This is a genomic window from Alteromonas australica (assembly GCF_000730385.1).
GTDB lineage: Bacteria > Pseudomonadota > Gammaproteobacteria > Enterobacterales > Alteromonadaceae > Alteromonas > Alteromonas australica.
Map to the genome: position 1 here is coordinate 2,993,220 of NZ_CP008849.1, position 25,134 is coordinate 3,018,353.

General features: G+C 44.8%; 22 protein-coding genes and 1 pseudogene. 13 read left to right on the forward strand and 10 right to left on the reverse strand.

Features of this window, described 5'->3' with window-relative positions; genetic code table 11:
• Positions 1-80 precede the first annotated feature (80 nt).
• Positions 81-2,093, forward strand: a complete 2,013-nt coding sequence (locus EP13_RS13260) for a GGDEF domain-containing protein (protein WP_052364402.1) — start codon at positions 81-83, stop codon at positions 2,091-2,093.
• A 3-nt stretch (positions 2,094-2,096) separates the two neighbouring features.
• Here the strand turns inward: EP13_RS13260 and EP13_RS13265 are convergent, their stop codons facing one another.
• The gene (locus EP13_RS13265) at positions 2,097-3,182 is read right to left on the reverse strand and encodes a serine hydrolase domain-containing protein (RefSeq protein WP_044057705.1); all 1,086 of its coding nucleotides are present in this window, start codon (positions 3,180-3,182) and stop codon (positions 2,097-2,099) included.
• A 324-nt stretch (positions 3,183-3,506) separates the two neighbouring features.
• Between EP13_RS13265 and EP13_RS13270 the strand changes: the two are divergent.
• From EP13_RS13270 to EP13_RS13285, 4 genes and pseudogenes are all read left to right on the forward strand, one after another.
• Positions 3,507-3,995, forward strand: a pseudogene (locus tag EP13_RS13270) (cupin domain-containing protein); the annotation flags it as partial.
• Positions 3,996-4,088: 93 nt separating this feature from the next.
• Positions 4,089-4,343 carry a hypothetical protein gene (locus tag EP13_RS13275; protein WP_044057707.1) on the forward strand — a complete coding sequence of 85 codons (255 nt, stop codon included), beginning with the start codon at positions 4,089-4,091 and terminating at the stop codon, positions 4,341-4,343.
• Between the two features lie 56 nt (positions 4,344-4,399).
• A complete protein-coding gene (locus EP13_RS13280; protein WP_044057708.1) occupies positions 4,400-4,603 on the forward strand; it encodes a hypothetical protein in 204 nt (67 codons plus the stop codon).
• A 78-nt stretch (positions 4,604-4,681) separates the two neighbouring features.
• Positions 4,682-5,245, forward strand: a complete 564-nt coding sequence (locus EP13_RS13285; RefSeq protein ID WP_052364403.1) for a DUF4136 domain-containing protein — start codon at positions 4,682-4,684, stop codon at positions 5,243-5,245.
• Here EP13_RS13285 and EP13_RS13290 read toward each other — a convergent pair.
• Positions 5,242-5,979 (reverse strand): SDR family oxidoreductase, encoded by a 738-nt coding sequence (locus EP13_RS13290; protein WP_044057709.1) that lies wholly within the window; start codon positions 5,977-5,979, stop codon positions 5,242-5,244. The two genes, EP13_RS13285 and EP13_RS13290, sit on opposite strands and share 4 nt — an antisense overlap.
• Positions 5,980-6,090: 111 nt before the next feature.
• On the opposite strand from EP13_RS13290, the gene EP13_RS13295 reads away from it, so the two are divergent.
• Both EP13_RS13295 and EP13_RS13300 read left to right on the forward strand, forming a co-directional pair.
• The gene (locus tag EP13_RS13295; protein ID WP_044057710.1) at positions 6,091-6,972 is read left to right on the forward strand and encodes a LysR family transcriptional regulator; all 882 of its coding nucleotides are present in this window, start codon (positions 6,091-6,093) and stop codon (positions 6,970-6,972) included.
• A gap of 74 nt (positions 6,973-7,046) precedes the next feature.
• Positions 7,047-8,060 (forward strand): CobW family GTP-binding protein, encoded by a 1,014-nt coding sequence (locus EP13_RS13300; RefSeq protein WP_044057711.1) that lies wholly within the window; start codon positions 7,047-7,049, stop codon positions 8,058-8,060.
• 74 nt (positions 8,061-8,134) lie between these two features.
• Here the strand turns inward: EP13_RS13300 and EP13_RS13305 are convergent, their stop codons facing one another.
• From EP13_RS13305 to gtfA, 3 genes are all read right to left on the reverse strand, one after another.
• A complete protein-coding gene (locus tag EP13_RS13305; RefSeq protein WP_052364404.1) occupies positions 8,135-9,049 on the reverse strand; it encodes a dienelactone hydrolase family protein in 915 nt (304 codons plus the stop codon).
• A gap of 185 nt (positions 9,050-9,234) precedes the next feature.
• A complete protein-coding gene (locus EP13_RS13310; RefSeq protein ID WP_052364405.1) occupies positions 9,235-9,855 on the reverse strand; it encodes a DUF6515 family protein in 621 nt (206 codons plus the stop codon).
• A gap of 244 nt (positions 9,856-10,099) precedes the next feature.
• Complete coding sequence (gene gtfA / locus EP13_RS13315) at positions 10,100-11,581, reverse strand: sucrose phosphorylase (protein ID WP_044057712.1); 1,482 nt, start codon at positions 11,579-11,581, stop codon at positions 10,100-10,102.
• Positions 11,582-11,868: 287 nt separating this feature from the next.
• Here gtfA and EP13_RS13320 point away from each other — a divergent pair, with 287 nt between their 5' ends.
• A complete protein-coding gene (locus EP13_RS13320) occupies positions 11,869-12,921 on the forward strand; it encodes a hypothetical protein (protein ID WP_044057713.1) in 1,053 nt (350 codons plus the stop codon).
• 75 nt (positions 12,922-12,996) lie between these two features.
• Here EP13_RS13320 and EP13_RS13325 read toward each other — a convergent pair whose 3' ends face one another.
• Positions 12,997-13,548, reverse strand: coding sequence for a DJ-1/PfpI/YhbO family deglycase/protease (locus EP13_RS13325; protein ID WP_044057714.1), 552 nt, complete (start codon positions 13,546-13,548; stop codon positions 12,997-12,999).
• Positions 13,549-14,006: 458 nt separating this feature from the next.
• Here EP13_RS13325 and EP13_RS13330 point away from each other — a divergent pair, with 458 nt between their 5' ends.
• Positions 14,007-15,788 carry a DUF6152 family protein gene (locus EP13_RS13330; RefSeq protein WP_044057715.1) on the forward strand — a complete coding sequence of 594 codons (1,782 nt, stop codon included), beginning with the start codon at positions 14,007-14,009 and terminating at the stop codon, positions 15,786-15,788.
• A 13-nt stretch (positions 15,789-15,801) separates the two neighbouring features.
• On the forward strand, positions 15,802-16,299 hold the full coding sequence (locus EP13_RS13335; RefSeq protein ID WP_044057716.1) for a DUF6644 family protein: 498 nt from the start codon (positions 15,802-15,804) through the stop codon (positions 16,297-16,299).
• A gap of 13 nt (positions 16,300-16,312) precedes the next feature.
• On the opposite strand, the gene EP13_RS13340 is transcribed toward EP13_RS13335, so the two are convergent.
• Positions 16,313-17,197, reverse strand: a complete 885-nt coding sequence (locus EP13_RS13340) for a LysR family transcriptional regulator (RefSeq protein ID WP_044057717.1) — start codon at positions 17,195-17,197, stop codon at positions 16,313-16,315.
• A 147-nt stretch (positions 17,198-17,344) separates the two neighbouring features.
• On the opposite strand from EP13_RS13340, the gene EP13_RS13345 reads away from it, so the two are divergent.
• Positions 17,345-18,706, forward strand: coding sequence for a nucleobase:cation symporter-2 family protein (locus tag EP13_RS13345; RefSeq protein WP_044057718.1), 1,362 nt, complete (start codon positions 17,345-17,347; stop codon positions 18,704-18,706).
• Positions 18,703-20,076, forward strand: a complete 1,374-nt coding sequence (locus tag EP13_RS13350) for an amidohydrolase family protein (RefSeq protein WP_044057719.1) — start codon at positions 18,703-18,705, stop codon at positions 20,074-20,076. Before EP13_RS13345 ends, EP13_RS13350 begins: the two co-directional genes overlap by 4 nt.
• A gap of 49 nt (positions 20,077-20,125) precedes the next feature.
• Here the strand turns inward: EP13_RS13350 and EP13_RS13355 are convergent, their stop codons facing one another.
• A complete protein-coding gene (locus EP13_RS13355; RefSeq protein ID WP_044057720.1) occupies positions 20,126-20,500 on the reverse strand; it encodes a DUF6768 family protein in 375 nt (124 codons plus the stop codon).
• Positions 20,501-20,504: 4 nt separating this feature from the next.
• Positions 20,505-21,023, reverse strand: coding sequence for an RNA polymerase sigma factor (locus tag EP13_RS13360; RefSeq protein ID WP_044057721.1), 519 nt, complete (start codon positions 21,021-21,023; stop codon positions 20,505-20,507).
• 310 nt (positions 21,024-21,333) lie between these two features.
• On the opposite strand from EP13_RS13360, the gene EP13_RS13365 reads away from it, so the two are divergent.
• Positions 21,334-23,136, forward strand: a complete 1,803-nt coding sequence (locus tag EP13_RS13365) for a vanadium-dependent haloperoxidase (RefSeq protein ID WP_052364406.1) — start codon at positions 21,334-21,336, stop codon at positions 23,134-23,136.
• Positions 23,137-23,148: 12 nt separating this feature from the next.
• Here the strand turns inward: EP13_RS13365 and EP13_RS13370 are convergent, their stop codons facing one another.
• Positions 23,149-24,954: a metallophosphoesterase family protein gene (locus EP13_RS13370; protein WP_052364407.1), complete on the reverse strand. Its 1,806-nt coding sequence runs from the start codon at positions 24,952-24,954 to the stop codon at positions 23,149-23,151.
• Positions 24,955-25,134: the final 180 nt, after the last annotated feature.

A 25,134-nucleotide genomic window follows, 5' to 3' on the forward strand; every position in this document is an offset into this window, starting at 1 on the left:
GTAGTAAAGGTGACCTTATGGTCTTTATTGCAGATTGCTGTCATCGTGAAATGGATATCTTTTAAGACAATTGAGGTTTGATGCAAAATCGGTTACGTGATTCGTTATTCGTGCTTTCTGTTACAGTCTTTGCCAATGCTAAGGCGGTAAGTGCGCTCCCTGCCCCTTCGGGTTCTCTCTCTGCTATCTCGGCAGAAAGCGCATTGTCTTTGTCTGACGTTCAGCAAGAGGACGTTGAAAATTGGTTAGCCTCTGCAGACGGCTATTACGATACTAAGCAATTCTCCCTGGCCATTTCAGCTTATCTACACGCAGCATCTATCCTTGCCCAATCGAGTAAAAAAACCGATCAACGTTTGCTTGGTACTACCTATACCAATGTTGCACAGTCTTATAAGCGCCTAAAAGAAAGAACAGAAACCGTCGTCTACTATCGAAAAGCACTGGCTATCTTCACTGCATTAAACGACAAGAAATATATGGCTCGCACCCTCAATACGTTAGCGGAGGCGGAGCGTTATATTAACGAACTTGAAAAAGCACTCCAATGCTCTATGTTGAGCTTGCGTATTCACAGCGAAATTGATGATCCTGAAGGGGAAGCGAAGGCGTTCATGGGCGCAGCCATCATATACCGGCACATAGGTCGCTATGATGCATCACTTGAACATGCGTACAAGGCGTATCAGTATTTCAAACGTGTTAACGCGCCAAACCGTATTGCGAAAGCAGCCAATGAAATGGGCCTGGTTTACACCAGACTGATGCAATTCGACAACGCTGAGCGCTTTTATCTCACCACCATAGGGTTGCCCAAAGATAAATTAGAACCCAGAACACTGGCCACAGCCTTACGAGAAATGGGCGTTTCAAAATGGCACAGTTCCGATTATTCAACGGCGTTGAATTTTGCCCAACGTGCTTATGATATTTACAAGGCTGAAAATGAAGTAGAAAAGCTGTCATTGACGACGCGCATTATTGCAGATATATACCGTGACAGTGGGCAGCCGAAACTCGCTAAAGCCCGTTATGAAGAATCACTTAACTATGCAGAAGCATCGGGCAATAAGTTAAATCAAACCAAGTCACTTGTGCATCTTGGTGAATTGTTGATAAACCAATCGGCAGCCTCGGCCGTGCCCTTACTGTTAAGAGCCCAACAATTAGCAGCAGAAATTAACGACACCGCCTACTTACTTTACAGCTATCGTGCACTTAGAAAAGCAGACAAAAAGCGAGGCAACATTGCTGGCTCGCTGGCGTATGCTGAAAAAGAAATTCAAATGCTCACGATCTTAAAAGATGAAGAAATCGCCAAGCAAATGGCGCTGTCTAACGCCTCTTTGTATTCCCGAACCCTTGAGATGGAACTTAACGATCTGCGAGAAGACGCGAAGCTATCACAGCTAGAATTAGACAAGAAAAGTGATGAAGTTGAAATTGCGAACCAGAGAAAAACCATTGCCGAGCTTGAATTAACCAAGAACAAATACGCAAGTTTAGCGCTGGCACTTATGCTTGCGGTGTGTTTATTGTTTAGTGCCTTTATTTTTCGCAGCTTTAGCGCTGCAAAGAAGCGCAATGCTGAGCTTGATAAACTGGCCACCCAAGACCCGTTGACCCGTTGCTATAATAGACGCTATTTATTCGATTACCTTAACGAAGACTTTGCCAATCCTCCCTTGGCTGAAAATTACAGCCTAATCATGGTGGATATTGACCACTTTAAGGCAATTAACGACACGTATGGCCATACCGCCGGTGACAAGGTACTGGAAGAGATTGCCGCTATTTTAACCCACACCGTTGATGACACGGGTATTGTTACGCGCTACGGCGGTGAAGAATTTTGTATTGTTTTACCCACATCAACCATTAACAGTGCAATTGATATTGCTCATACTATCAAAAACAAAGTAAGCACATACAAACATGACGACATAGAGGTGACGTGTAGTATTGGCGTTTCATCAATGGCGTTTACCGCTAACACGCCATCGGAACTTATTGAACAGGCTGATACTGCGCTATTTCATTCCAAGCACAAAGGTCGGAATTCTGTTACCAGTTGGAACGAAATAGCCCCATAAAGATTATTGCTGCGATTCTCGCTCAACCACATTCACGGCACGTTCAAACACGATGTTAGCCATGGCGGTTGCTTTCCCGCCAACCACATTAGCAAGCCCCCATGTCTCACCGCCTGTGGTATTGGTAAATTGCACCACTACGGTATCTATATCTGCATAGTATCTTGCTTTACTGTGATAGCCAGGTAACCAACCATCATGTTCTAAAGGATAGAGCCGTTCATAAAGCTGTTGCTCACTGGGAGATAGTAACGCCCCTTTGTTTAGCGCCCTTATGAACGTAGCGACATCGCCTGCGCTAGCAATCATAGACCCACCGGGTGCCACGAAGTTTAATGACTTGAGATCATCTTGGTAGCCATACCAATAACCACTCGCCACGGCGTCATTATCTACTTCAGATAAAGAATAGTAGGTATCGGAAAGTGAAAGCGGGGCAAGAATATGCTGTTGAATAAAACGGCTATGATGATACCCAAGCGCTCGATCCATAATTTCACCCAGCAGCAGGTAGTTGGTATTGGAATAGCGATAATCTTCACCTGGTGAGAACAACGGCGGCTTATTGGCAACCAAGGCAAAATAATCACTGGCCTGCGAGGCTGGCTCAAACCAATGATGCCCTTGTTGATTAACAAAATCTGGAATACCACTTGTGTGCTGCACCAACATGCTGAGAGTAATACTATCCGCATTGTTGATAATCTGACTTCGTTGAGGCAATAAGGTGGCTAATGTATCATCGAGAGAGAGGCTTTGATTATCCACTAATTTAACAATGCTTACTGCCATAAACATTTTGCTAATGCTGGCGATTTTGAACAAAGTATCAGCCTGTAAGGATGAGCCAGCCATTTTATTATTGACGCCTGCGCTATAAATACTTGGTGGCTTATCGCTTGTTTCAACGTACAGCAAGATGCCATCAATATCAGCGTTTATACCTTCTTCTAATGCTTTTTCTATGGTGTTAGGTTGAGGGGAAAGCCATAGCGGCAGAAGATCAAGAGGCGCTATTATCACCCCAATGGCAATACCAATTAGAGGCATGATCAGTGTGAGGTATTTTTTCCGCTTTTTTTTGTCCATATGCAGCATCTTGTGTTGTTTATTAAAGCACCTAAATTGACTTCACGTCTAACATACAAGCAAACATCACCACGTGCATGCGCTAATACGTAAGAAATTGTAAGCGCAAAGGATTGGTAAAAATGCGGGAACTGGGTATGCTAAATTTTATCGCGAATCGCTAAGGATCTCACAGTGTTCAAATGTTCTCCTAAATGTCTTACTTTTCTGCCTCTATTTGCTTTCAGTGTGGTTTTAACGGGGTGTCAAAATTCGACACCTTATTTCAAAACCGCTGGCGAACCAATCAAAGTGAAAGGCAGCCATTCCTCCAGAATGCTAACCGCTAATCAGCTTATAAACGCATTGGAACTAGAAGGCCATGTAGAAGGTGGTTATTTTAAGCAAACATTTAAGGCCGATCATCGCCCCATGTTATCCACCAGTCATGGTGACAGGGTGACGATGACATCTATCTATTATTTGCTTACAGGCGAATCTCCCATTGGCCATTTTCATATGAACCAGTCAGACATCATGCATTATTTTCATATGGGTGACCCCATTACCTATTATTTGATAAACGAGGACGGTAGCCTAGAAACCCATATTTTAGGGCCTGACCCAACTCAAGGTCACAAACTGCAAATGGTGGTAAAAGGGGGAACTTGGAAAGCATCGGTGATTCCACAAAAAGGGCTCTATGGATACGGGCTCATCGGTGAAGCGGTTGCGCCGGGGTTTGAATACACAGATATGCAGTTAGGGAAAAGAAGTGCCATGTTGTCAGCGTTTCCACAGCATGCCGACGTAATCAAAAAGCTCACCCGCTAATGACCAATAACTGTCCTTTGATACAGCTGTTTTCCTTTTCATTTCAGGTTAATTTTGGTGTCCCAATTAGGGGGAAAACATAAGGAATGTAAAATGAAACAACTGATGTTAAACGACATTGAACGAGTCTCGGGCGGATGTGCTGAACACTGCTGGGGAGACTTTAGTTTGGCTGGACTTGGCGCATCTTTGCTCGCCGGCGCTATTAGCGGCCTTAGAGGCGGCCCGGCGGCTATAGGCTTAGGCGCACTTTCCGGTGGCCTAGGTTACGCAGGTAGCACAATAGGTGACAAAATGTCTGAAAGAACGACGAATGTAGGTTCTTCCACGCCGTCTCTTTCTCATTAAAATAACGAAATAGGTTGAGGAGCTTTCGCTCCTTTCCTAAACAAAGGATTTTTTTCATGCCGAATATTAAAGCTGTTTTAAGTTATGTCATTTACGCGCTATCTATCATTTTCCTAAGCATTGCCTTTATTCGCGCTATTAAAGCGAACTGGGAAATGGGAGAGTTGGCTGAAATAAGCATGATCATCGCGGTAATATTGCTTGTGGGTTTTGTGTGCACGCAAATCGCCATTAAGTTAAAGGTATTTCGTAAAGAATAATTAGCCCAACCTAAAAAGCGATCCCTTTCACTGGGTCACTTCGTTTAAACACATTATTCATTACGACATTAGCGCTCGATGCAAATTAATCATCCAACATTCACGGTATTCAAACATGCCGCCTATACGATTCTTTTTTGTGTTGCGCTAGCTGGCTGTGCCAGCAACAAACCTGAAATTAATATAAGTGAGTCGCAGAACTTTGCCGCTCTCAATACGTTTTATGTAACGCCCCCATTAAATGCTATCAACGAAGTGATAGAAAATCAGGTGGCTAACGCCATTACCCGCACTCTGCAATCGAAAGGGTTAACGCCGTCATCAGAAGAGGACGCAGACATTATTGTTGGCTTTTTCCCTTCTACCGCATCAAAAGAAAATGGCACACGAGTAAATTTAGGGCTAGGCACGGGCATTTTTGGCCGCTCTGGTGGCTTATCTTTAGGCAGTATTTTTAGCCTACCCGTGGGCGAACAGGTCACCCAATATCAAAACTTACAAATTGATATGGTGCACAACAACGAATTTATATACAGCGCTGCAGGCAGTGCTGAATTAGAGTCTAAAGACAGCATCAGCGTGCAGCAAAAGCTTGAGCAACTGGTGGAGGCGCTACTTGCAACCTACCCGGCGAAGGGCTAAACCACCCCACCGTTTGCTCTTATGGTTTGACCGTTGACCCAAGCACCCTGCTCGCTGGCTAAAAATGCGACCACAGAGGCAATATCACTAGGCTGTCCTAAACGTTCCATTGGGCTCATATTGGCCAGTTTTGTCACCATTTCTTCAGACTTGTCCTGCAAGAACAATTCGGTTTCAGTTGGACCAGGTGCCACCGCGTTAACGGTAATTTGCTTACCCCGCATCTCTTTTGCGAGGATCCCAGTCATTACTTCCACTGCCGCTTTTGTAGCGGCATAAACAGCATAACGCTCCAGTTTTAGCCCTATTACACTGGATGACAGATTAATGACTCGCCCGCCTGAGGATAGGTGTACCGATGCTTCTCTTAGGGTATTGATCGTACCTTTTAAATTCACGTTTAGTTGAGCGTCGATGTCCTCATCTTTGGCATCACTTAAAGCGTTAAGTTTCATCACTCCTGCATTATTGATCAACACATCAATACTACCCAGAGATGCCTTTACATCAGCAAACATTCTATTTACCTGCTTTGCATTGCTAACATCTACCTGATAGGCCTGAGCTTGCCCCCCTGCAGCCTTTATTTCTTCCACAACTTTATCTGCGGCTCCAGCGCTATTGGCGTAATTCACCACCGTGTAAAATCCTTCTGATGCAAGACGCTTAGCTATTTCTGCCCCAATGCCACGAGACGCTCCCGTTACTAGTGCTACTTTCGTTTTTTGTGTCATTAAATGCTCCTTAAAAGGGTGATGAACATTGATACAGGCCACTCTATCATTTAGCATCGAGCTAACAATTACGTAAATATTGACTTCATTATTCAGGATTTAAGAATAATAATGGATAGAATAGAGGCTATGCGGGTGTATACTCGCGTATTTGAACGACGGAGCTTTAAACTAGCGTCCCTCGACTTGAATATTCCAGCGTCCACCGTAACTGAGGTGATTAAGGCGATGGAGAAACGTTTAGGCGTGGTGCTGTTAGAAAGAACAACTCGACGTGTTTCCCCCACCATTGATGGAGAAACCTTCTACCACAGATGTATAAGCATAATTAATGACGTGGAAGAAGCGGAGCACGGTTTTTCTACCTCCACTCCCCAAGGATTATTGCGGGTAGATACCCATGGCACGATTGCTAGGCATTTCCTACTACCCCAAATTCACACCTTCACTGAAAAGTACCCAGACATTAAGTTGTTCATAAGTGAAAGCGATGCGCTAAGGGATATTGTAAGCGAAGGTATAGATTGTGTGTTAAGGGTCGGTCGACTCGCCGACGAGCATTTGGTTGCCAAGCCTCTTTGCCAACTCGAAGAAGTGACCGTAGCTTCGCCCAGCTACCTAAAAAAAGCAGGTTTGCCTTGTTGTATTGACGATCTGCATACACACAAAATGATCGGATTCTATGCCTCAGATCAGAGTGCCCCTATGCCCTTAGAATTTTGTGAAGATAATGGCACTATAAGAGAGTTGAGCATACCCAGATCGATATCTGTAAATTCAGCAGAGTCGTTAGTTGCTCTAGCATTGCAAGGTATGGGCATTGTACAAGTGCCTCGTTATCATATCGAAGCCCATCTAAAGGAAGGAAGGTTAGTCACTCTTTTGACTCATGTCCCCCCATCCCCTTCCCCCCTTACATTGTTGTACCCACAAAACAGGAAATACAGCGCCCGTGTAAACGTATTTATTGAGTGGCTCGAAAGTATCATCTAGCCTGCTTTTATTGGCTGAATACAATAAATGTTATATTATAACATTTATTACTTAAGTGACTATCAGATAATTAGATGATTGCAGCCGTTCCCACGAACATTATTACTGGCTTTTTAGGCGTAGGTAAAACTTCAACCATTTTAGATTTACTGGCGCAAAAGCCAAAACACGAACGCTGGGCTATTTTAATTAATGAATTTGGTGAGGTAGGTATTGATGGCAGTCTGGTGCAAGGCTTTCTTAAAGAAGATCAGCAGGTATTTATAAAAGAAGTTCCAGGGGGATGTATGTGTTGTGCGGCAGGTCTACCCATGCAGATAGCGCTCAACCAATTATTGGCAAGAGCCAAACCCCATAGATTACTCATTGAACCCACAGGCCTGGGCCACCCTATTGAGGTACTAGAAACGTTAGATCAACCTCATTACCGTGATGTACTTCATATACAAAAGACTATTACGCTCATTGATGCCCGCAAGCTAAGTGATCCTCGCTACACGAATCACGCCACTTTCAATCAACAAATTGACATTGCCGATATTGTCGTTGGCAATAAACAAGACTTATATCAAGAAAGTGATCATCAGGCGCTTTTAGACTACCTTTCTACACGCAATCACGCACATTTGCCGGTCATTTTTACCGATAATGGCCGTTTAAATATCGATAGGCTTTCTGGAGCATCTGACCAACTCAATATGGTTAAGAATCGACGCAAACATGATCATTCACACGATGACGCTCATGGGTACCCTCAGCTAGCTGACAATGTAGCACTGCCTGAAAATGGTAGGTTGTCGGTTAAAAATCAGGGAGAAGGGTTCGAATCAATCGGCTGGCGTTTTTCCCCAGTAAATGTGTTTAGTCGTCAGGCGATAATTACTTGGATAAAATCAATCAGAGCAACACGACTGAAAGCAGTGGTTATCACTAGCGAGGGTATATTTGGCTATAACCTCGCCGATGACAAGCTTACCGAAAAAGAACTGAACGATACGTTAGAAAGCAGAATAGAACTAATTCATAACCAACTCGATGAGCAATGGGACCAACAGCTTCTTGATTGTTTGGATGATACCTTTTCTTAAGCACTAAAATTGTTTTCTAACTCCTGACCGGGAACGTGAAGCAAGCCTGAAACGTTCTCGGCGAAGCGTGTATTTTAGCGTAAATGGCTGTTGAAAAATGCAAGGGTACGCTGCCATGCTAATTCAGCATCTTTCGGGCTATAGCGGCTAGTTGAGTCGTTATGAAACCCATGCTGAGCCTGTGCATAAACATGGGCTGAGTATTCTGCACCATTGTCCTTCAAAACCTTTTCATATTCTGGCCACGTCGCGTTCACACGCTTGTCCTTTTCACCGAAGTGCAGCAAAAGAGGCCCTTTAACCCGAGCCTGCAACTCACCCTTTGCCGGTGTGCCATAAAAAGGCACTGCGGCGCTAATGACGTCTGGCAATGTGGCAGCAAGAAAATTACTGATGTATCCACCAAAACAAAATCCCACCACACCCAGTTTATTTGTGGTTTGATCATGAGAATGAAGCCAACGAGCAGCAGCTATAAAGTCATTTTCAATTTTTTGTTTGTCTAAGCTTCGCTGCATTGCTCGGCCATCATCATCATTACCTGGATAGCCGCCAAGTGGAAATAAAGCATCGGGGGCAAAGGCAATAAAACCTTGAGAAGCTAATCGGCGAGCAACATCTTTTATGTAAGGGTTCAAACCTCTATTTTCATGCACAACAAGTACGGCAGGCGCTTTTTGGTCTGCACTAAGGGAGCTGGGTATCACCAAATACCCTCCCCCTGTACCATGGCCTTCTGGCGACGCAAATTCTTCATAGGTCGCCTTAATAGCAGGGTCGTTAAACGACACCTGCTCGGCTTTAGCATAATCAGGGAGAAGGGCGTTTCCAATGACCCCAACAGACAATCCCGCAATGGAAAGCGACGCAATACGCGTTAAAAAGGTTCGCCTATCGATATCACCATGGGCGTATTCGTCGTACCAATCAAAGGCCTCTTGAGGAATGGGAATGCGAGACTCTGCTGCTTCATTTTTTGCTTTCGTCATAATCAACCTGCGTTTTATTTTGGGGTAGGGTTACATTCTCAACGATTGCCACAAGGGGCAACCCAACAAACGGCTATACCAGCAATTTAACACTACCTATAAAACGCGCAGATAATCAATTAAACAAGATGAAACGCCCCCTTTTTCTTAAGGGCGCGCACCTTAACGAGCCTATTTAAACGACTTTAATCGTTAAGTTCTACAACCAAATAGCGCACACTGCCATTTACTGGTTGGGGTAAAAAGAACAAACCTTCATAGGTAAAATACTGAATACCATTTATTTTCACCGGCTTTGCCTGGCTAGGTAAATCACTGTAAAACTGGCCTGAAACATACGTTGTGTGACGCCGAGGGGCGCTTACTTTTGGTTCATCCACCACAATGTAATTGTCACCGGATTTATAGTAATAAACCCCTTCGGCCACGTAATAAGTTTCACCATCGATCACTATTACGTCAGGTTTAGGAGGAAGGGTATGCACTCTTATCCCCAGTGGCGGGCGAACAACGTGAAAAGCCCCCTCCATTTTTCGATAATAAACCCCGTCATGATAACGGTAAGTGGCACCGTGAAAATGAATATCTCTCGCGTCACGCGGAACCTCGGCTGGCTTGTGGCCTACTTCATATTTGGGCCGGCTAATGACATTTGCCACCAATGCCCCTATACCAATACCCACGGCAACCGCAGCCACGCCGCCACCATGCCCACTAACTCTGACATGCCCACCCCGCGGAGAATGAGCACATCCAGCCATTAAGGTGACACACAGGGCCGATACCGATAATAATCGTAAATTCATAATAATTTCCTTGCCAAAAATTGAAAGCTCACATCGAAATAAAACAAATTAGACGATTGAATGTGATAGTGACTTTGAGTCATCCGCGAAGAAAAAATTCGTCAAGAATACGGAAAAGTAGGTATAAGTTTCGTAAATTTACTGAATAAAAACGAGAGAATAGCAGTGATTTGAATAAACGACTGAAAAACGCCCCACGTACTTCAGTACGGAGGCGTTCTTTTTTAGAATAACATTTTTACTGTTAAAGCAGTGAAGATAGCGAAAAGGCGGTGGTTTCTTCCGCGCTCACCATACGAATAACGGCATCAAAATCGGCAAAGTCTACTGCCAATTGTGCTGACGCCTCGCCATTTATCCAAACAAGCTCAAGTAGATTGTGCGTATAAGAAACACGAAATTCACCGTCAAAGGCTGATGAATCATTTCTTAGTTTTATCAACGTCATCAACCCTTGCACCACTGGCTTTTCAAAGGCTTCGTCTACATCGCTACTGGATAGGTAGGGACGATTAATATCTCGACCAACATTGGTTCTAGCGAGTAATGACATGTCATTTGCCGCAGCGAGCAATCCGCCATAATACACCTGAGGTATACCTGGGCTAAAGAACTGGATAGCTCTGGCTACTAGATATTCAAGATCGTTCTGCCCCAAGGCATCATAGTAGGTGCAATTAACTTGATACAAATCCACATTGTTAGCGGCTGCGCCGGTAGCCTTTCTCGACTCCCCTTGCGAATTAATGTGAATTTGCTCAACTAAATTGTTTATTTCGTCGTTGTTTAACAAACCCGGCTTATCGCCACTTGCCCCGACATCAACTATACCTATGCCATCGTGAGTATCTAGCACAGTGAAACAATTGCGTGGGGAAATGGATAACCAATGCGCTAGCGCACTCGCATCTTTAGTAAATAACGTATGCAGCACTAATGGTGGTAGCGCAAAGTCATAAACACTGTCGCAACGTGCGGCAATATCAATTTGTGTTTGGTAGTGACTATGTATTTCAACCAAACATTGCATTCCCATGCCTCTGGCACGAGTGCTAAGCGACTCGATAAATTCGAAGGTTTCTTCTAACATAAAGCAATTCGATCCGGCGCGCTTAATGGCATAACCCGCAGCATCTAAGCGGATTAAATCTACATTGCTTTGCGTGAACGAAGTAAGAATAGAAGAAAGATACGCTTTGCCTAAATCTGACTCTACGTCTATATCAATTTGGTTAGATGTAAACGTTGTCCAAAAGGGCACCATCTCTTTTCCGGCTACTTCATAGTCGCTGAAAAACGGAGTGGGGCGAGGTCTAAAAACTTGCGCGATCTGCGCCGCGGTTTCAGCGTCATCATCACTGGTAAAAACATCTTGTTTAGTCAGGAAAAGCGGCCAAAACTCTGACTCACGCCCATGAGCTAGCACGTCTTTAAACTGAGCGCTTTGTGCCGACATGTGATTGACGATGAGATCGGCCATAATATTTTTTGACTCGCCTATCGACTTAATGTGATTCCAATCGCCTAAACGCTCATCCACAATGGTGTGATCAATAGGGTCAAAACCAGCATCTTCGCCGTCGTAAGGATAGTAAAACGGCAGAATGTGAACACCCGTAAATAGGCCACTAAGCTTACCGTTAAGAAGGCCGTTAAGGCTTTCTATATTGCCATCACCTAACCTATCGGCATAGGTGATTAATTGAACGCCGTTGCGTATAGACATGAAAATTTCTCCAAAATACGGTAAACGTGGCGCCTTTAGGCTTTTAAGAAACGCCGTATCTTTACCTTTACCAACACAAACTTAATCGATTAAGTTTGCGGGAGTAAAATAGCAATCATCAGTTCAAATGTAAATAACTTGTTTTAACTCTTCCTTAGCTACCCTTTAAAATTTCATTGGTCACTGAAGAAAATTCATGAAAGAAAACGATCAGTCGATACACTCTTCATCATGCAAGTCTATAATGCTACAGAACTTTATTACTCAACACCCCACAAGGATGTTTTATGATATTAATTTTTGGCGTGGTCAATCAATATGGCGTACTTTCCCATTTCAGCGAAGGTATTAAGCACGACCTTGAGACAATGGGAGAAACCTGTTTAGTCCTTCCCGTTGATGATGGCGTAACCGCAGCTAAATTATTGAACCAAATATCGAAGAAAGACGTTAAGTTTAGTCTATGTATTAATGGGTCTGGCCTCGATACCGCATTAACGTTCGGAAAAGCCTATGCGCTTGCCGTCGACCACCCTCTTCTTATCTTGCCTCACCTCCAGCAATACAAAGGTTTCGAGCTTCTATGCGTTGCAAAAGAACATACCGCGTTCGCTCAGCTTCTTAATATTCCCGCACGCGACTTCTTTCATGCCGTCTCTAGGGCAGATATCGCCTCAGCCGAGTCATTAAATGAAGCAAAATCGGGGGAGATTTTATTTCCTGCAAGCCATATCAATAAAGATAACGCACAGAAAAAGCTACAGGAAATTGGCGTGTGGGACCAGTTGAAGCCAGTGGTTACCGCCGTGGGAAGCATCAATGAATTTTTAATGGCGATAGGGGTGTTACCCAATGGCAACCAGCCTGCAAGAGCACAGCTCAATGAAGCTATTTACAAAATAACCTGCGAAGCTGATTTATACATACGTGCACTCGCTCGAGAGAGAATTCTTGCATCTTACACCGAAAAAAATATCGTTTTAGATGTTTATGGTAGAAATGTAAAACAATACCAGCAAGCTTACCCATTCCACCGTTATCATGACGAAGTACCGTACAAAGACATGCTTGAAAAAATGGCTAACGCCAGCTTTGTGGTTCATAACTCACCAGGGTTCGAATTCGCGCTACACGAGCGAATGGTTTACCCGCTAGCTAAAGGCACGCCGATTTTGTTTGACGCCAATGTTAACCAACGTCAAATGCTGAAAGGTTTACCTGCGGTTTATCCAAGTAATAAGGTGCAAACTGACGTGCCTCTCGAGCACCGAAAGTCAACGGTGAACGAAATTGAGAAAAACCATACGTGGGCAGCAAGATTAGCAGCACTGCTTAATTAACGAGTGAGCAAGTGGTACTTGAATACTGAAAATAATCATTCAGGGGCACGAGCGCGCCCCTGCTTAGTCTTTTAGTTACGCAACCAATTCGGTAATTTTAGCCACAAAGGCTGAGATATCATCAGGGTTGCGACTGGTCACCAATTTTCCATCAGTCACCACTTCTTTGTCAGCCCATTTTGCACCAGCATTTATCAGGTCGGTTTTAATACTGGGAAAAGACGTCACTTCACAGCCATCAATGAGAGCCGATTCGGCAAGCAGCCAAGGGCCATGACAAATTGCCGCCACAGCTTTCACTTTAGATTCATCATGGGCCTGCTTAATAAAAGCCACCGCCTCATCGTTGGCACGAAGTAAGTCGGGGTTAATTTGGCCGCCAGGCAAAATTAAGGCATCGTAATCGCTGGGGCTCACATCGGTGACTTGCGCATCAACCTTCACGCTGTCTCCCCAGTTGTCTTCATCCCATGACTGAATGGTGTCTTTCTGGTCGATTGAGACTATGTCAATTTGCGCCCCTTTTTCCATTAACATGTCTTTAGGCTGGATGAGTTCAATTTGTTCAAATCCATCGGTGGCCAAAATAGCGATTTTCTTTCCAAAAAGGTTTTGATTGTCACTCATGTAAAAATACTCCTCTCATGGTTAGTGCAACGAGTACCTTGATATAAAGGCTGGCATCGTTTCAGTAACATTAACGAAGCAATTTTCACTCCTAAAGAAAAACTATCACAACCAACTGATTAAAATACAAAAAACCAGAAATACACCTAGAGAGTGATATACACTGAGTGAAGAAACGAGTCTGTAATGAAAGAATTACACCCTGCACACCGAAAAATTTGGCGTACTCGACAAGGCATAAATGAAAGCAGGGATAAAAACAGAAAACGCAGGGCGGCTAAATTTTAGCTTTTTCTGAGAAAAATTTAAACGGTCTTTACATTTGCTTAGTAGCGACATTTCCTTGCTTTCATTATCATTCCCTACCTCTTTTCAAGGTTCATATTGTATGCCACTCACTTCGCGCTTCATCGCCACTGAGGGCTACAGTAATTTTTGTAAACTAAGGACATAACACAATGGGAAACCTACGATGCCTTTGCGTATTTGTAGCATTGCTATTTTCTTGTACCGTCAACGCTCATCACGGAAGTAGCGGTCAATTTGATACCAACGCTACCGTAGAACTCAGCGGGAAAATCACGCGTATTAGGCTGGTTAACCCCCATGCCTATGTCTATTTTGACGCCGTAGATACCAACGGAACTGTCACCAATATGCGTTGTGAACTGCAATCAGGTTCTTTGCTTAAACGCAGAGGCTGGACAGCCGACCTATTCAAAACTGGCAGCGAAATTTCCATCAAAGGGTCGCCAGATAGAACCGACCCTACCACCTGCTATATGAAAGAAATTACGTTTGAAAATGGTATGACTGCCACGCGCAACAGTGAGTTTGACGACGACGGCCACATCAGTACAACCCTCGACATGCAAGAAGAAGCAATAAACGAGGATCATCATGACGACGATCACGCAGAATTCCACGACACCCATGAAGATGAAGAGAGTGAAAAAATACGTAGCTTAGTGCGCGAAGATGGTTCACCTAACTTTGCCGGCAATTGGGCTATGGTTCGAAAAGCGGGCGCACCTCCAGGCGCAGGGGGCGAAATGGCAGAACTCACCCAAGCTGGTAAGGCCGCCATTGCCGGCGCTAGCTCTGCGGATAACCCTCGCTTTCAATGTGAACCCACTAATATCATTATGGATTGGTGGTTCGATTTAATGGTGAATAAAATTGAGCAGTCGAGTAGCCAGATGACCTTAAGCTATGGCTTCATGAGCCTGAAGCGAACCATTTACCTCGATGGTACGCGAATGCCTAGTGACTATCAGCGCAACAGAGCCGGGTTTTCTACCGGAAAGTGGGAAGGCGATACCTTAGTGGTAACCACTACCGGTTTTGACGAGGGTTGGATTATGGCGCCGTTGGGGGGAAACCCAGGTGGCATGCCCCCTGGCGGTAAAGGCGAGCGGGGAGAAAAAGGTGAGCGCCCCCCTCGCCCTGATAATGCTGGCGGCCCCCCTCCAGGTACGAAAGGTGAACGCCCTAAAGGCAGACGTGGGCCTCCCTCACCCGCCAAAAACAGCACCGAAATGACCATTGTCGAGCGTTTCTCTTTAAACGCCGACGGAACGGTTTTGAAACGTGAATATACTATTACCGACCCTCTCTATCTTAAGTCGCCTATGACAGGATCGGACGAAGTTACGCTCACCCACGACAAGTTTACGGCTTACGAGTGTGAAGATCTTACGGCAGAGCGCGGTTCAGACAGTCTAGGCGGCATAGGTGTCACGCGAGCGACCTCACCCTCAATCAACATGAATAACCATGAAAATGCATTTCTTTACTGGCTAGAAGACTCCAGCGTGGGCATGGCGATATCGAGTACGCAATGGGGTTACCCCATTGTACTATCGCTGCATGCCATAGGAATGGCCACCATGGTAGGTGTAGCCTTGATGATATGCCTAAGAGCACTAGGTTTTGCGTCTTCTATTGCACTTTCTTCACTCGCCCCATACTGGCATGTGGCATTAATCGGTTTTGCTATCAATCTACTGTCGGGTACCGCCCTCTTCTTTGGAAATGCGTCTGAGCTATTTTACAACTGGGCATTTAGAAGCAAGATTCTCCTGGTAGCACTGGGAATAGCGCTAACGTGGCAATTGGTCAACAAAGCGATAATGCAGACACCTTCTGTTTCATCGTCGCACAAGCCCCTTGCCGTTGTAACGTTATTGAGTTGGGTTCTAGCCATTGTGGCAGGCCGTCTCATCGGCTATTTATCCTAAGGAGTTTTAGACAATGAACACATGCCTTTCGTGGATTATAGACGCACTGAATAATAGCCAACTGAACCATTTTGTGATGGACAATGCGGTGGTGTTCCCCACCCTAGAAATGCTGCACTTTCTCGGGCTAAGTTTACTTTTTGGGGCGCTACTCATCGTGGATTTGAGACTCGTCGGTATAGCTAAACAATTGCCGTTAGAAAAAGTAGAGGCGTTTCTTCGCTTTGCGCTTATTGGTTTTGCCATCAACCTTATTTCAGGTGCGTTGTTTGTGGCGGGCGATCCAGACCGGTACTTGGTTAATCTCGCATTTGGGCTAAAAATGCTAATGATTGTCTTTGCTGGCCTTAACACCCTTTATTTTTTACTGCGAGTTAAACCTAAATTGCACTTCAATTCCCATGGGCAACCCCCAAGTTCAGAAGCCCAAGTGGTGGCCTGGCTTTCGTTAGCGCTATGGTCAAGCGTGATTATTTTAGGCCGCTTTATCCCCTACGTAGAAACCCCATAGCGGGTAATACTGGCTATAAAGGCGTATTCCCTAATGCGCCTTTTAGCCACTCTGCCGCTTTCCCTAAGCGATGTTCAGTAGACCAAATTAAATCCACCCCTACCATCCACTCGGTAAAGGGGTAAGACGTTAAATGAAGTTCCACTAACTCTCCTTTAACTTTGCTATCACTCAGTACTTGCTTAGGTACTGTAGCCCACCCTAAACCACTACTTAGCATATGTATCAAATTAAGGTAGCTTTCCATTCGCCATTGTCGAGGTCCACTCAAATACTCACTGGTGGGAAGCACATTTTGTAACGGGCTATACACTAAATTTCTGTACTGGCTCAACTGCTCAAAGGTGACTTCCTCGAATTTAGCTAACGGATGATCTTTATGCACCACATTAGCAAATACAACATAGCCGAGCCGTTTGAAAATAATATGTGCAGGATAGTTTTCGCCGGCACACATAATGCCTAACCCCGCATTTTTTTGCTCAACGAGATTTTGTACGTAGGAAGATGAAGGGTGTAGTAAATTTAAGTCAACAAAAGGAAACTGGTGAGCAAATTCATTTAAATTTGACGCCAATAGCGCAAAAGGGATGGTGTCATCTATGGCTAATGTGACCTCATTTTCTAATTCAGCAGCCAATCCATAAGCGCGATTTTCCATAGATGCACATTGCTGCAAGATAGCTTCAGCATCCCGCAATAGGCTTTTACCGTTATGGGTTAGCACAGGGTATCGCCCAGTTCGGTCGAATAACGTCACCCCCAGGTCAGTTTCTAAATTTGCAACCGCAATACTCAGCGCAGATTGAGATTTTTTCAATTTTCGAGCCGCCGCAGAAAATGATCGCTCACTGGCTACTTCGTAAAACGCGTTTAACTGTTCTATAGAAAGTCTCAACTTTCTCTCCGACCTATTAATTTTTTCAATAGGTCCCATTTTGCATAATTGTACTAGCGGCGTAAATTATTCTTCAACTTGCGCTGCAAAACAGTGAAGTTAATTCGCTAGCCCTCTGTACTTCTCTGTAATGGAAAACCAAAAACCATGGACAGCACAATAAATAGAAAAAGTCGTGTTCACCCCGTAGATGAAAAATTAGCGCTTTGGCCAACCTTTGTTATGGGGCTACAGCATGTTTTAGTGATGTATTCAGCCTGTATTATTGTTCCACTCATTCTTGGCGCCGCACTGGATTTACCGAAAGATAAGCTATCACTTATTATCAACGCCGATTTGTTTGCAGCCGGACTTGCCACACTTGTCCAATGTTTCGGCAACCGTTTTTTTGGCATTCGCCTGCCTATTATGATGGGCGTTACTTTTACCGCCGTAGCCCCCATGATAGCCATTGGCGTTAATCCCGATTTAGGTATTACTGGTATTTTCGGGGCGATTATTGCCTCGGGTTTAATTGGAATTGCCTGCGCCCCACTTATGGGAAAATTACTTCGCTTTTTCCCGCCCGTGGTAACAGGTTCAGTGCTTTTGGTCATTGGTCTTAGCTTAATGAAAGTGGGCATAGAATGGGCAGCAGGCGGCGAACCAAGATTGCCAGATGGCAGCCCTAACCCTGATTTTGGTAAGCCCATATACCTTGCTATTAGCTTTTTTCAGCTTGCCCTTATTCTACTTATTAACCGCTATGCAAAAGGATTAATAGCCAACACGTCAATTCTCATTGCTATGATTTGCGGTTTTATTTGTGCAACCGCACTGGGTGACGTTTCACTAAAAGGGCTTGATGAAGCAGCGTGGTTTGGCATGATTAAACCTTTTAGTTTCGGCCTGCCTACCTTCGATACTTGGGCCATTGTGTCTATGAGCCTCGTCATGCTGGTGACCATGGTTGAATCCACCGGCATGTTTTTAGCGTTAGGCAAAATGGTAGATCAAGAGATTGACGAAAAGCGATTAGTTCGGGGTCTAAGATCAGACGGGCTTGGTACCTTACTCGGCGGCATATTCAATGCTTTTCCTTACACCTCGTTTTCTCAAAACATTGGCCTCGTTGCCATTAGCGGCGTAACGAGTAGATATGTGGCCGCCTCCGGGGCGTTCATTCTGATTTTACTTGGGTGCTTCCCTAAAATGGCGTTTATTATTGCGTCGCTTCCGCTCTATGCGTTGGGTGCTGCCGCCATGGTGATGTTCGGCACCGTGGCGTTAATGGGCGTTCAAATTCTATCTAACGTGAATTTTTCCCATCACCGTTCGAATATTCTTATTGTTTCTTCCAGTGTTGGCATTGGCCTCATCCCTACCATTGCGCCTCACTTTTTCCAGCACATGCCAGCTTGGAGCAAAATGATAACCGATAGCGGCATTATTCTTTGCGTCATCACTGCGGTGTTGTTGAACGCACTGCTTAACTCAAATTCACATCACTCCCCTCAGGCAACAAAATGAAAAAAAGTACAATTTATATAGCCGACTATATTCTCCCCATGGACGATGATAATACCTTAATTGAAAACGGAGGCATTCTAGTTGAAGACGGCATAATTAAGTCCATTGATGCCTCAGAAGAGTTAACCGTAACTTTTCCTCATGCAGAGGTTGTATACCTTGAGAATCAACTCCTAATGCCGGGTTTAATTAATACGCATTGCCACTCTGGCATGCTGCGAGGAACGGCGGAAGGCTTGCCTGTTTGGGATTGGTTACAACAGTATATTGACCCTATGCACCGTGTGCTATTGCCTGAAGACGCATCGTTATCTTCATGGTTATGCTATGCAGAAGCTTTATTGTCTGGCACCACTTGCATAGTGGATATGTGGCGATACATGCATGGCAGCGCCGAAGCTGCAGAGCAACTAGGCATTCGCGCGTGTTTAGTGCCGTATGTCGCCGAACACCCCGACCACAACTATTTTGAAACGTTAGATACCAATGAACAGTTAATCAATCAATGGCATGAAAAAGGTGATGGTCGCATTCAAGTTTGGGTGGGGTTAGAACATTTGTTTTACGCAGAGCCACACGCATTAACCCGAATAGCGGCAATGTGTAACGACTACAACGTAGGGTTTCACACTCACAGCAATGAAAGTCAATTTGACGTAGAACAAACGTTAGCGCGCTATCAGTGCCGCCCTTTACACGCGTTAGAGCGACAAGGTTTGCTAGAAGCTCCCAAGGTGTTACTTGCCCATTGCGTATGGGTGGATGAAAGTGAAATATCCCTTATGGCGCACCGAAACATCGGCGTTGCGCACAACCCTATCAGTAATATGAAGCTCGCGTCTGGCGCTGCCCCCGTGGTTGAGATGCTAAAAGCCGGTATTGCCGTAGGGTTAGGCACTGACGGTGAAAAAGAAAACAATAACCTAGATATGTTTGAAGAGATGAAAACTGCGTCGCTGTTGGCGAAGTTTGTCAAACTTGATGCCGCCACCTTGGATGCTTGGGATGTGTGCAAAATGGCCACTATTAATGGCGCAAAAGCCTTAGGGCTAGCGCAAACCACAGGCTCACTAGAAGTAGGTAAATCAGCAGATATGATCAGTATTAACCTGAACACCCCAAGAATGACGCCTCTCATTGCCTCAGGCCCCTTAATGAATATTCACCACAATTTGGTTCATGCCGTACAAGGGCAAGACGTGAACATGACCATGGTGGCGGGAAAGGTACTGGTTAAAAACGGAAAGCTGCTAGAACACGATATCCAAACCTTGATTGAGCAAGTCAATCTTGCCGCCCCCGCGCTCTTTGCTCGCAGAAATGCGTGGATGAAAACGTCAGGGGGAAGTAAAAACGCGCTGAATAAGTAGTGTTTATTAGCATGAAAAGGTGTTGGGTAGTGCAGCGTGACCTAACACCTTACTGCAACCCTTTGGCCTCAACCCATGCCCGCTGCCTAACCTCCATCATGCGCATTTCTTTTGAAAGCATGTTGCGGTTGGTTTGCATGAATATCCAAAGCTTGGTGGCTACCTGTGCGTTAAAACTCACTATGAGTAATACCCCCCAAAATACTTGGTCTGCACCTGGCGCGGTGAAAAACTGATAGCCACAGTAAAATAGCACTATGCTCAGTGCTATCGCTATAGCATAGCCTAGCTTCATCAAGCCAGAAAAGCGACTGTCAAACCCCAGTTTTAGGTAATCGGTTAAACCTTCACCTAGCATGCTGTCTAGCTCCTGCGACTGCTGTTTTAGGTAGCGCTTAATCTCATCGTCTGAATTAGTCGTCATGGCTTTACTCCGTATCTGAAATGCGTTTTTTTAATAAGGTGCGTGCGCGGTGTAATCGCGACTTAACCGTGCCTAGTGGTATTCCTGCCACTAGGCTTATCTCTTTAATATTTAAATCGTTAAGGTAAAACAGCTCTGCCACATCTCGTTCTTTCGCCGGTAGTGTAAATAAATGCCTTAAGGGTGAAAGGGGCTCGCTGAAGACCAGCTCTATGGTTTTTTCAGGGATATTTTCGTCTAGTAATACTTCATTGCGTGATGCTCTATACCAGTCGATTATTTCCCACCGCAGCGCTTTGTATAACCAGCTTTTAAACAGCGATACGTCGTTCAATCGCGTTACTCGTTTGGCAATTTTGGCCCATACATTTTGAACAAGATCGTCTGCCACCATACTGTCTTTAACCCGCATTAATGCGTATTTTCGCATGGCAACATGAAAATGCTGATAGAGTTTGCCAAGCGCAGCCCTATCGCCAAATTGAAGTTCTATCACCAGTAACTCTATGTCTGCATTTGTCATTAATTTACAACAGTCTCAAATACTTCTATTAGAAAGGTAACCAAAAGCAATAGGAGTGTTATGAACATTGAGCGCCCTCTTCTTTTTATATAATGACGGGTCAAATGCACTTCGGGTTCGGACTTTTTAATTGCTGCCCACCATTTCATACCTCCTCCTAAGCCATACAAGCACTTTTGCATATCAACGATTAATTTTTAGCCTTAATGAGAGAAATTTCCTTTTCTTAGCACTCACTCTTAGCAAGCAATAGAACAACGATGAAAGCAACCATTAAATAGGCTGTACCTACCATTAATAAGGAGATGTCATGGCTAATCCACATGATTACAATGCGCAAGTCAATCGTACTCTTAAAAGCCTCAGTACCAGAGTGAAAGCGGCAGATGTCGCGAAAAGCCGAGCCGACGCAGCGTTAGCTGCTTCCGGCGGTGAGTCTATCCATAACACCAATGGTGACGAGTTACTCATTTGCAAAGCAATGAATTTCACCAAAGGGTTATCACACCACGGCAACACAGGGTTAGTGGCTAATACTGATGACTACGCAGCCTTGGTGAAGGCTATTGACTCTGGCGACCCAGCAGATTTCAAAGCCATCAATGTGGGCGACCCGGGGCAATACAAATGGCGAGCTTGGGAAAGTGCTTCAGCCGGTTTAACTTTCGATTTACAAGGCCCAGACAGCCATGCTGTAACCATGTGCCCTCCTCCGGGGTTATCTAATAAAAAAGCGATTTTAACAGGCGAAATGGCCGAGGTTTACGCGCAAGCTTTATTGCGAGATGTACATTTCGCGGCCTTCTCTATGCCTAAAGAGAGCTTTTTATCTTTTGTTGGCGAGCATTCTCGGCATTACCGTTCGTTAAAAAGAGAGCAGCAAAACGCTGACAGCATTGTTTCTATGCTTAATCAATTTTCCTTTGAAAATCGAGCTGCTGCTGCGCCTTTCACATTAACAACCGCATTTAGGGGGATGACTCATGGGGATGTTGATGGCCCTTACCTTTCGCAGTTTTTGCTAAGTGGTGATACCGGTTTAAACCACAAAAACGACACTAGCCCAGAGCATGATGCTAGCGACGGTAAAATTCGCTACGGCGCACAAGTAATCGATCAGCGTGTTCGGCAAGCCAGCGAGGAAAATTATCTTACCGACTGGGACGAATGGCTTCATGTTCAAAATGGAGGAGACACCGGAAGCTTAGAGCATTACAAAGGAAACAATAGGCGATTTATCACTACCCCAAGAGACCTAGCCACCTTCGTGCATTACGACGCACTTTACCAAGCCTACTTGAATGCCTGTATTTTACTGTTGAATATCAAAGCGCCTTTGAGTGAAGGAATTCCTTATACCCAAAGTGACGAACAAGACAGACAGCAGGGCTTTGCCCTTTACGGTGGCCCACACATACTCACCTTAGTGACAGAGGTGGCAACCCGTGCACTTAAAGCCGTTCGATATCAAAAATTTAATGTACACCGGCGCTTACGCCCCGAAGCACTGGCTGCGCGTATTGAAAAAGCCGATATATTACCCGACGAAGTAAAGCCGCAATTTACGGCTATGCGGAGTGAAATAGACAACGCTGGGCTTGCAGAAAAATTACAGCACGCCTCAGGCAATTTGCTGTTACCTATGGCCTTTGCGGAAGGGTCACCCATGCACCCTTCTTATGGTGCTGGCCACGCTACCGTAGCGGGTGCATGTGTCACCATGCTAAAAGCGTTTTTCAATGGTGCAAACTATCTCCATGTTTCAAAAAACGGGGAAAGCATTAGCGTGGATGACCAAAGTTACCAAAGTGATTACGCTTTTGTGCCCTCCCCTGATGGAAAACGTTTAAGGGTTGTGGAAGTGAGTCGTTCGCTCACCTTAGAAGGCGAGCTCAACAAGCTGGCCGCTAACATTTCAATTGGACGCGATTGGGCAGGCGTGCATTACTACAGTGACTATCGCGAGTCACTATTAATGGGTGAGGAAATTGCGATGGGCATTTTACAGGAGCAAACACTCACCCATAATGCAAAAGAAAACCTGGTATTTAAATTTAATCAATTCACAGGCACAGAAGTGGAAATTAAGAACGGCGAAATTAAACCTACCTAGGGTGCTTTATTGTTAGTCCCTTAAATTTAGGGTTTGTATTGCTGTGTCTTTACTCGCGCGTTCAACCGTTTCGATAATCATTGATATCACGGCTTCCAGTTGCTCTGTTAGCTTCACATTCGCAGCCTGTGAAGTGATGGAGAGTGAAGGTCGTCGATTTCTAAAGACTCGGTCGAGCGCGCGGTAAAAGGCGCGCCTTCCATTTAAATTGGCAAAGCTACCCGCATTCCTTGCGCGATAGAAATCATAAACCAAGGTGATAGCGTCTTGGGATAGTACCTCATCATATTGCGGCCCGCTCAGGGTATACCCCAAACGAGCAACAATATCGCCAATCGTTGATTGGGTTAATGTGTTAACCACACTTTCAGGCCATTCTTTTACTAAATAACGATGGTGAATAATCTGTTTTAGGTGCTCATCGGTAAACGATGAGTAATCTGGTGCGTTAAGAATATTCTTATCCCAAACGTTCAAGTTATGAGCTCGACGGAACTGCCTCTCTTTTGCGTAAATGGGAAACCAGCGGGTAAACTGTGGCACATTTTTCACTACTTTCGTTTCTATTAGCGCCTCTCCAGAAGGGTCCAGTTTCAGCACTGTATAGCCAGGTTGGTAAGCCGCAAGTGACGGTACCTGCACATTTAATAAACCCTGGGGTTGTATGCGACTTATATCAAACAGATGCATATGCCCCCCGAAATGCAACTTAAGCCCTGTATTGGCAAGTATTGCAGTGGTTTTTGCTGTAGGTAAACGGGATAGCTGCATAGTGTTTTGCCCAAACACCCTCGCCATTGCGCTTGCTTGATCATCATAGAAATCGGCCATGGGAAAGTGGCTAAAACTCACTAAAAGTTTGTTTTCTCGCTTGGCACGCTGTACAAGATTCGCTATCCATTCAATAAGTTGGGGTTTATATTCTCGCAATGCGTTATAACCGGCATTGCTAGACCCCTTAAACTTTCCCATTCCACTGCCGCTTTCTGGAATATAAACATTGGCATCTATGGCTAATAGCCAAAGCCCTTCGGTGGGTTCCACCAGGTAACTCATATCAGGCATGGCGATGCAGTTGACATTATCATCGCACCATTGCCATGCCCGTTTAGCTAAATCGGCAGTACCAAAAGGCGTTTCATACAAAATGTCACTACTGTGAGGTTGAAACCCATGGGCGGCCAGCGCGTTGGCAATTTCTTTGTATCCCCACTCTTTGACGCCATCGCTACAATGAACAGCCTTGCCACTGATGCAGTCTTTGTGAAGTGGGCTAACAACACGAATCTCATTCCCTTCAGCCGCTAAAAAGTTGGCCTTTCCCCCAGGCCTAGTAAACGGACGAACAGGGTCGTGATTACCATTAATGGCAAAAAAGCGCATTCCGTATTTTTCGGTATATTCATTGAGAATGGCGTTTAAGGCCTCGATATTGGATGGTTGACCATCATCTGAGAAGTCACCTGGCAGGGCGACAAGTTGAATACCTTGTTCAGCAATATCCTCTAACGCGGTACGCAACACCACACTATTTTCATTAAATAACCGAGTAGAATGAAGCTGTGCTTGCATACTACGTAACAATACGGGTTGTTTCGTCGCGGGATCCTTAGGCAAGAGCGCACTAGGGATCCCTTTAGCCGCAGCCACTGGCGCATGCAAATGAATATCGGCGATAAAAGCAATTTGCTGTTTTTTTTCTAGCGCCTTGGCGTGCGCATTAGCCAAGGGCAATAAGCAGGCTCCCCAAAGCAGAAAGATAAATAAAAGACGGGGAAATACGGCGCTAACCACTGTGTACCGCTGGCGATTTTTCATTCTTTTCTCGTTTAATCCTTGCCTAATACAAAATTACAACATCACACAAAGAAGACACCGTTCACCGCGAAACGGGGACAAATAAAATAAATTTTTTCCTAAATAAATCAGCAGGTTTATGACACTTTTATTAAATTTATCATTACCGCAACTTTTCTCGTCCCCGTTTTAAATCTCACT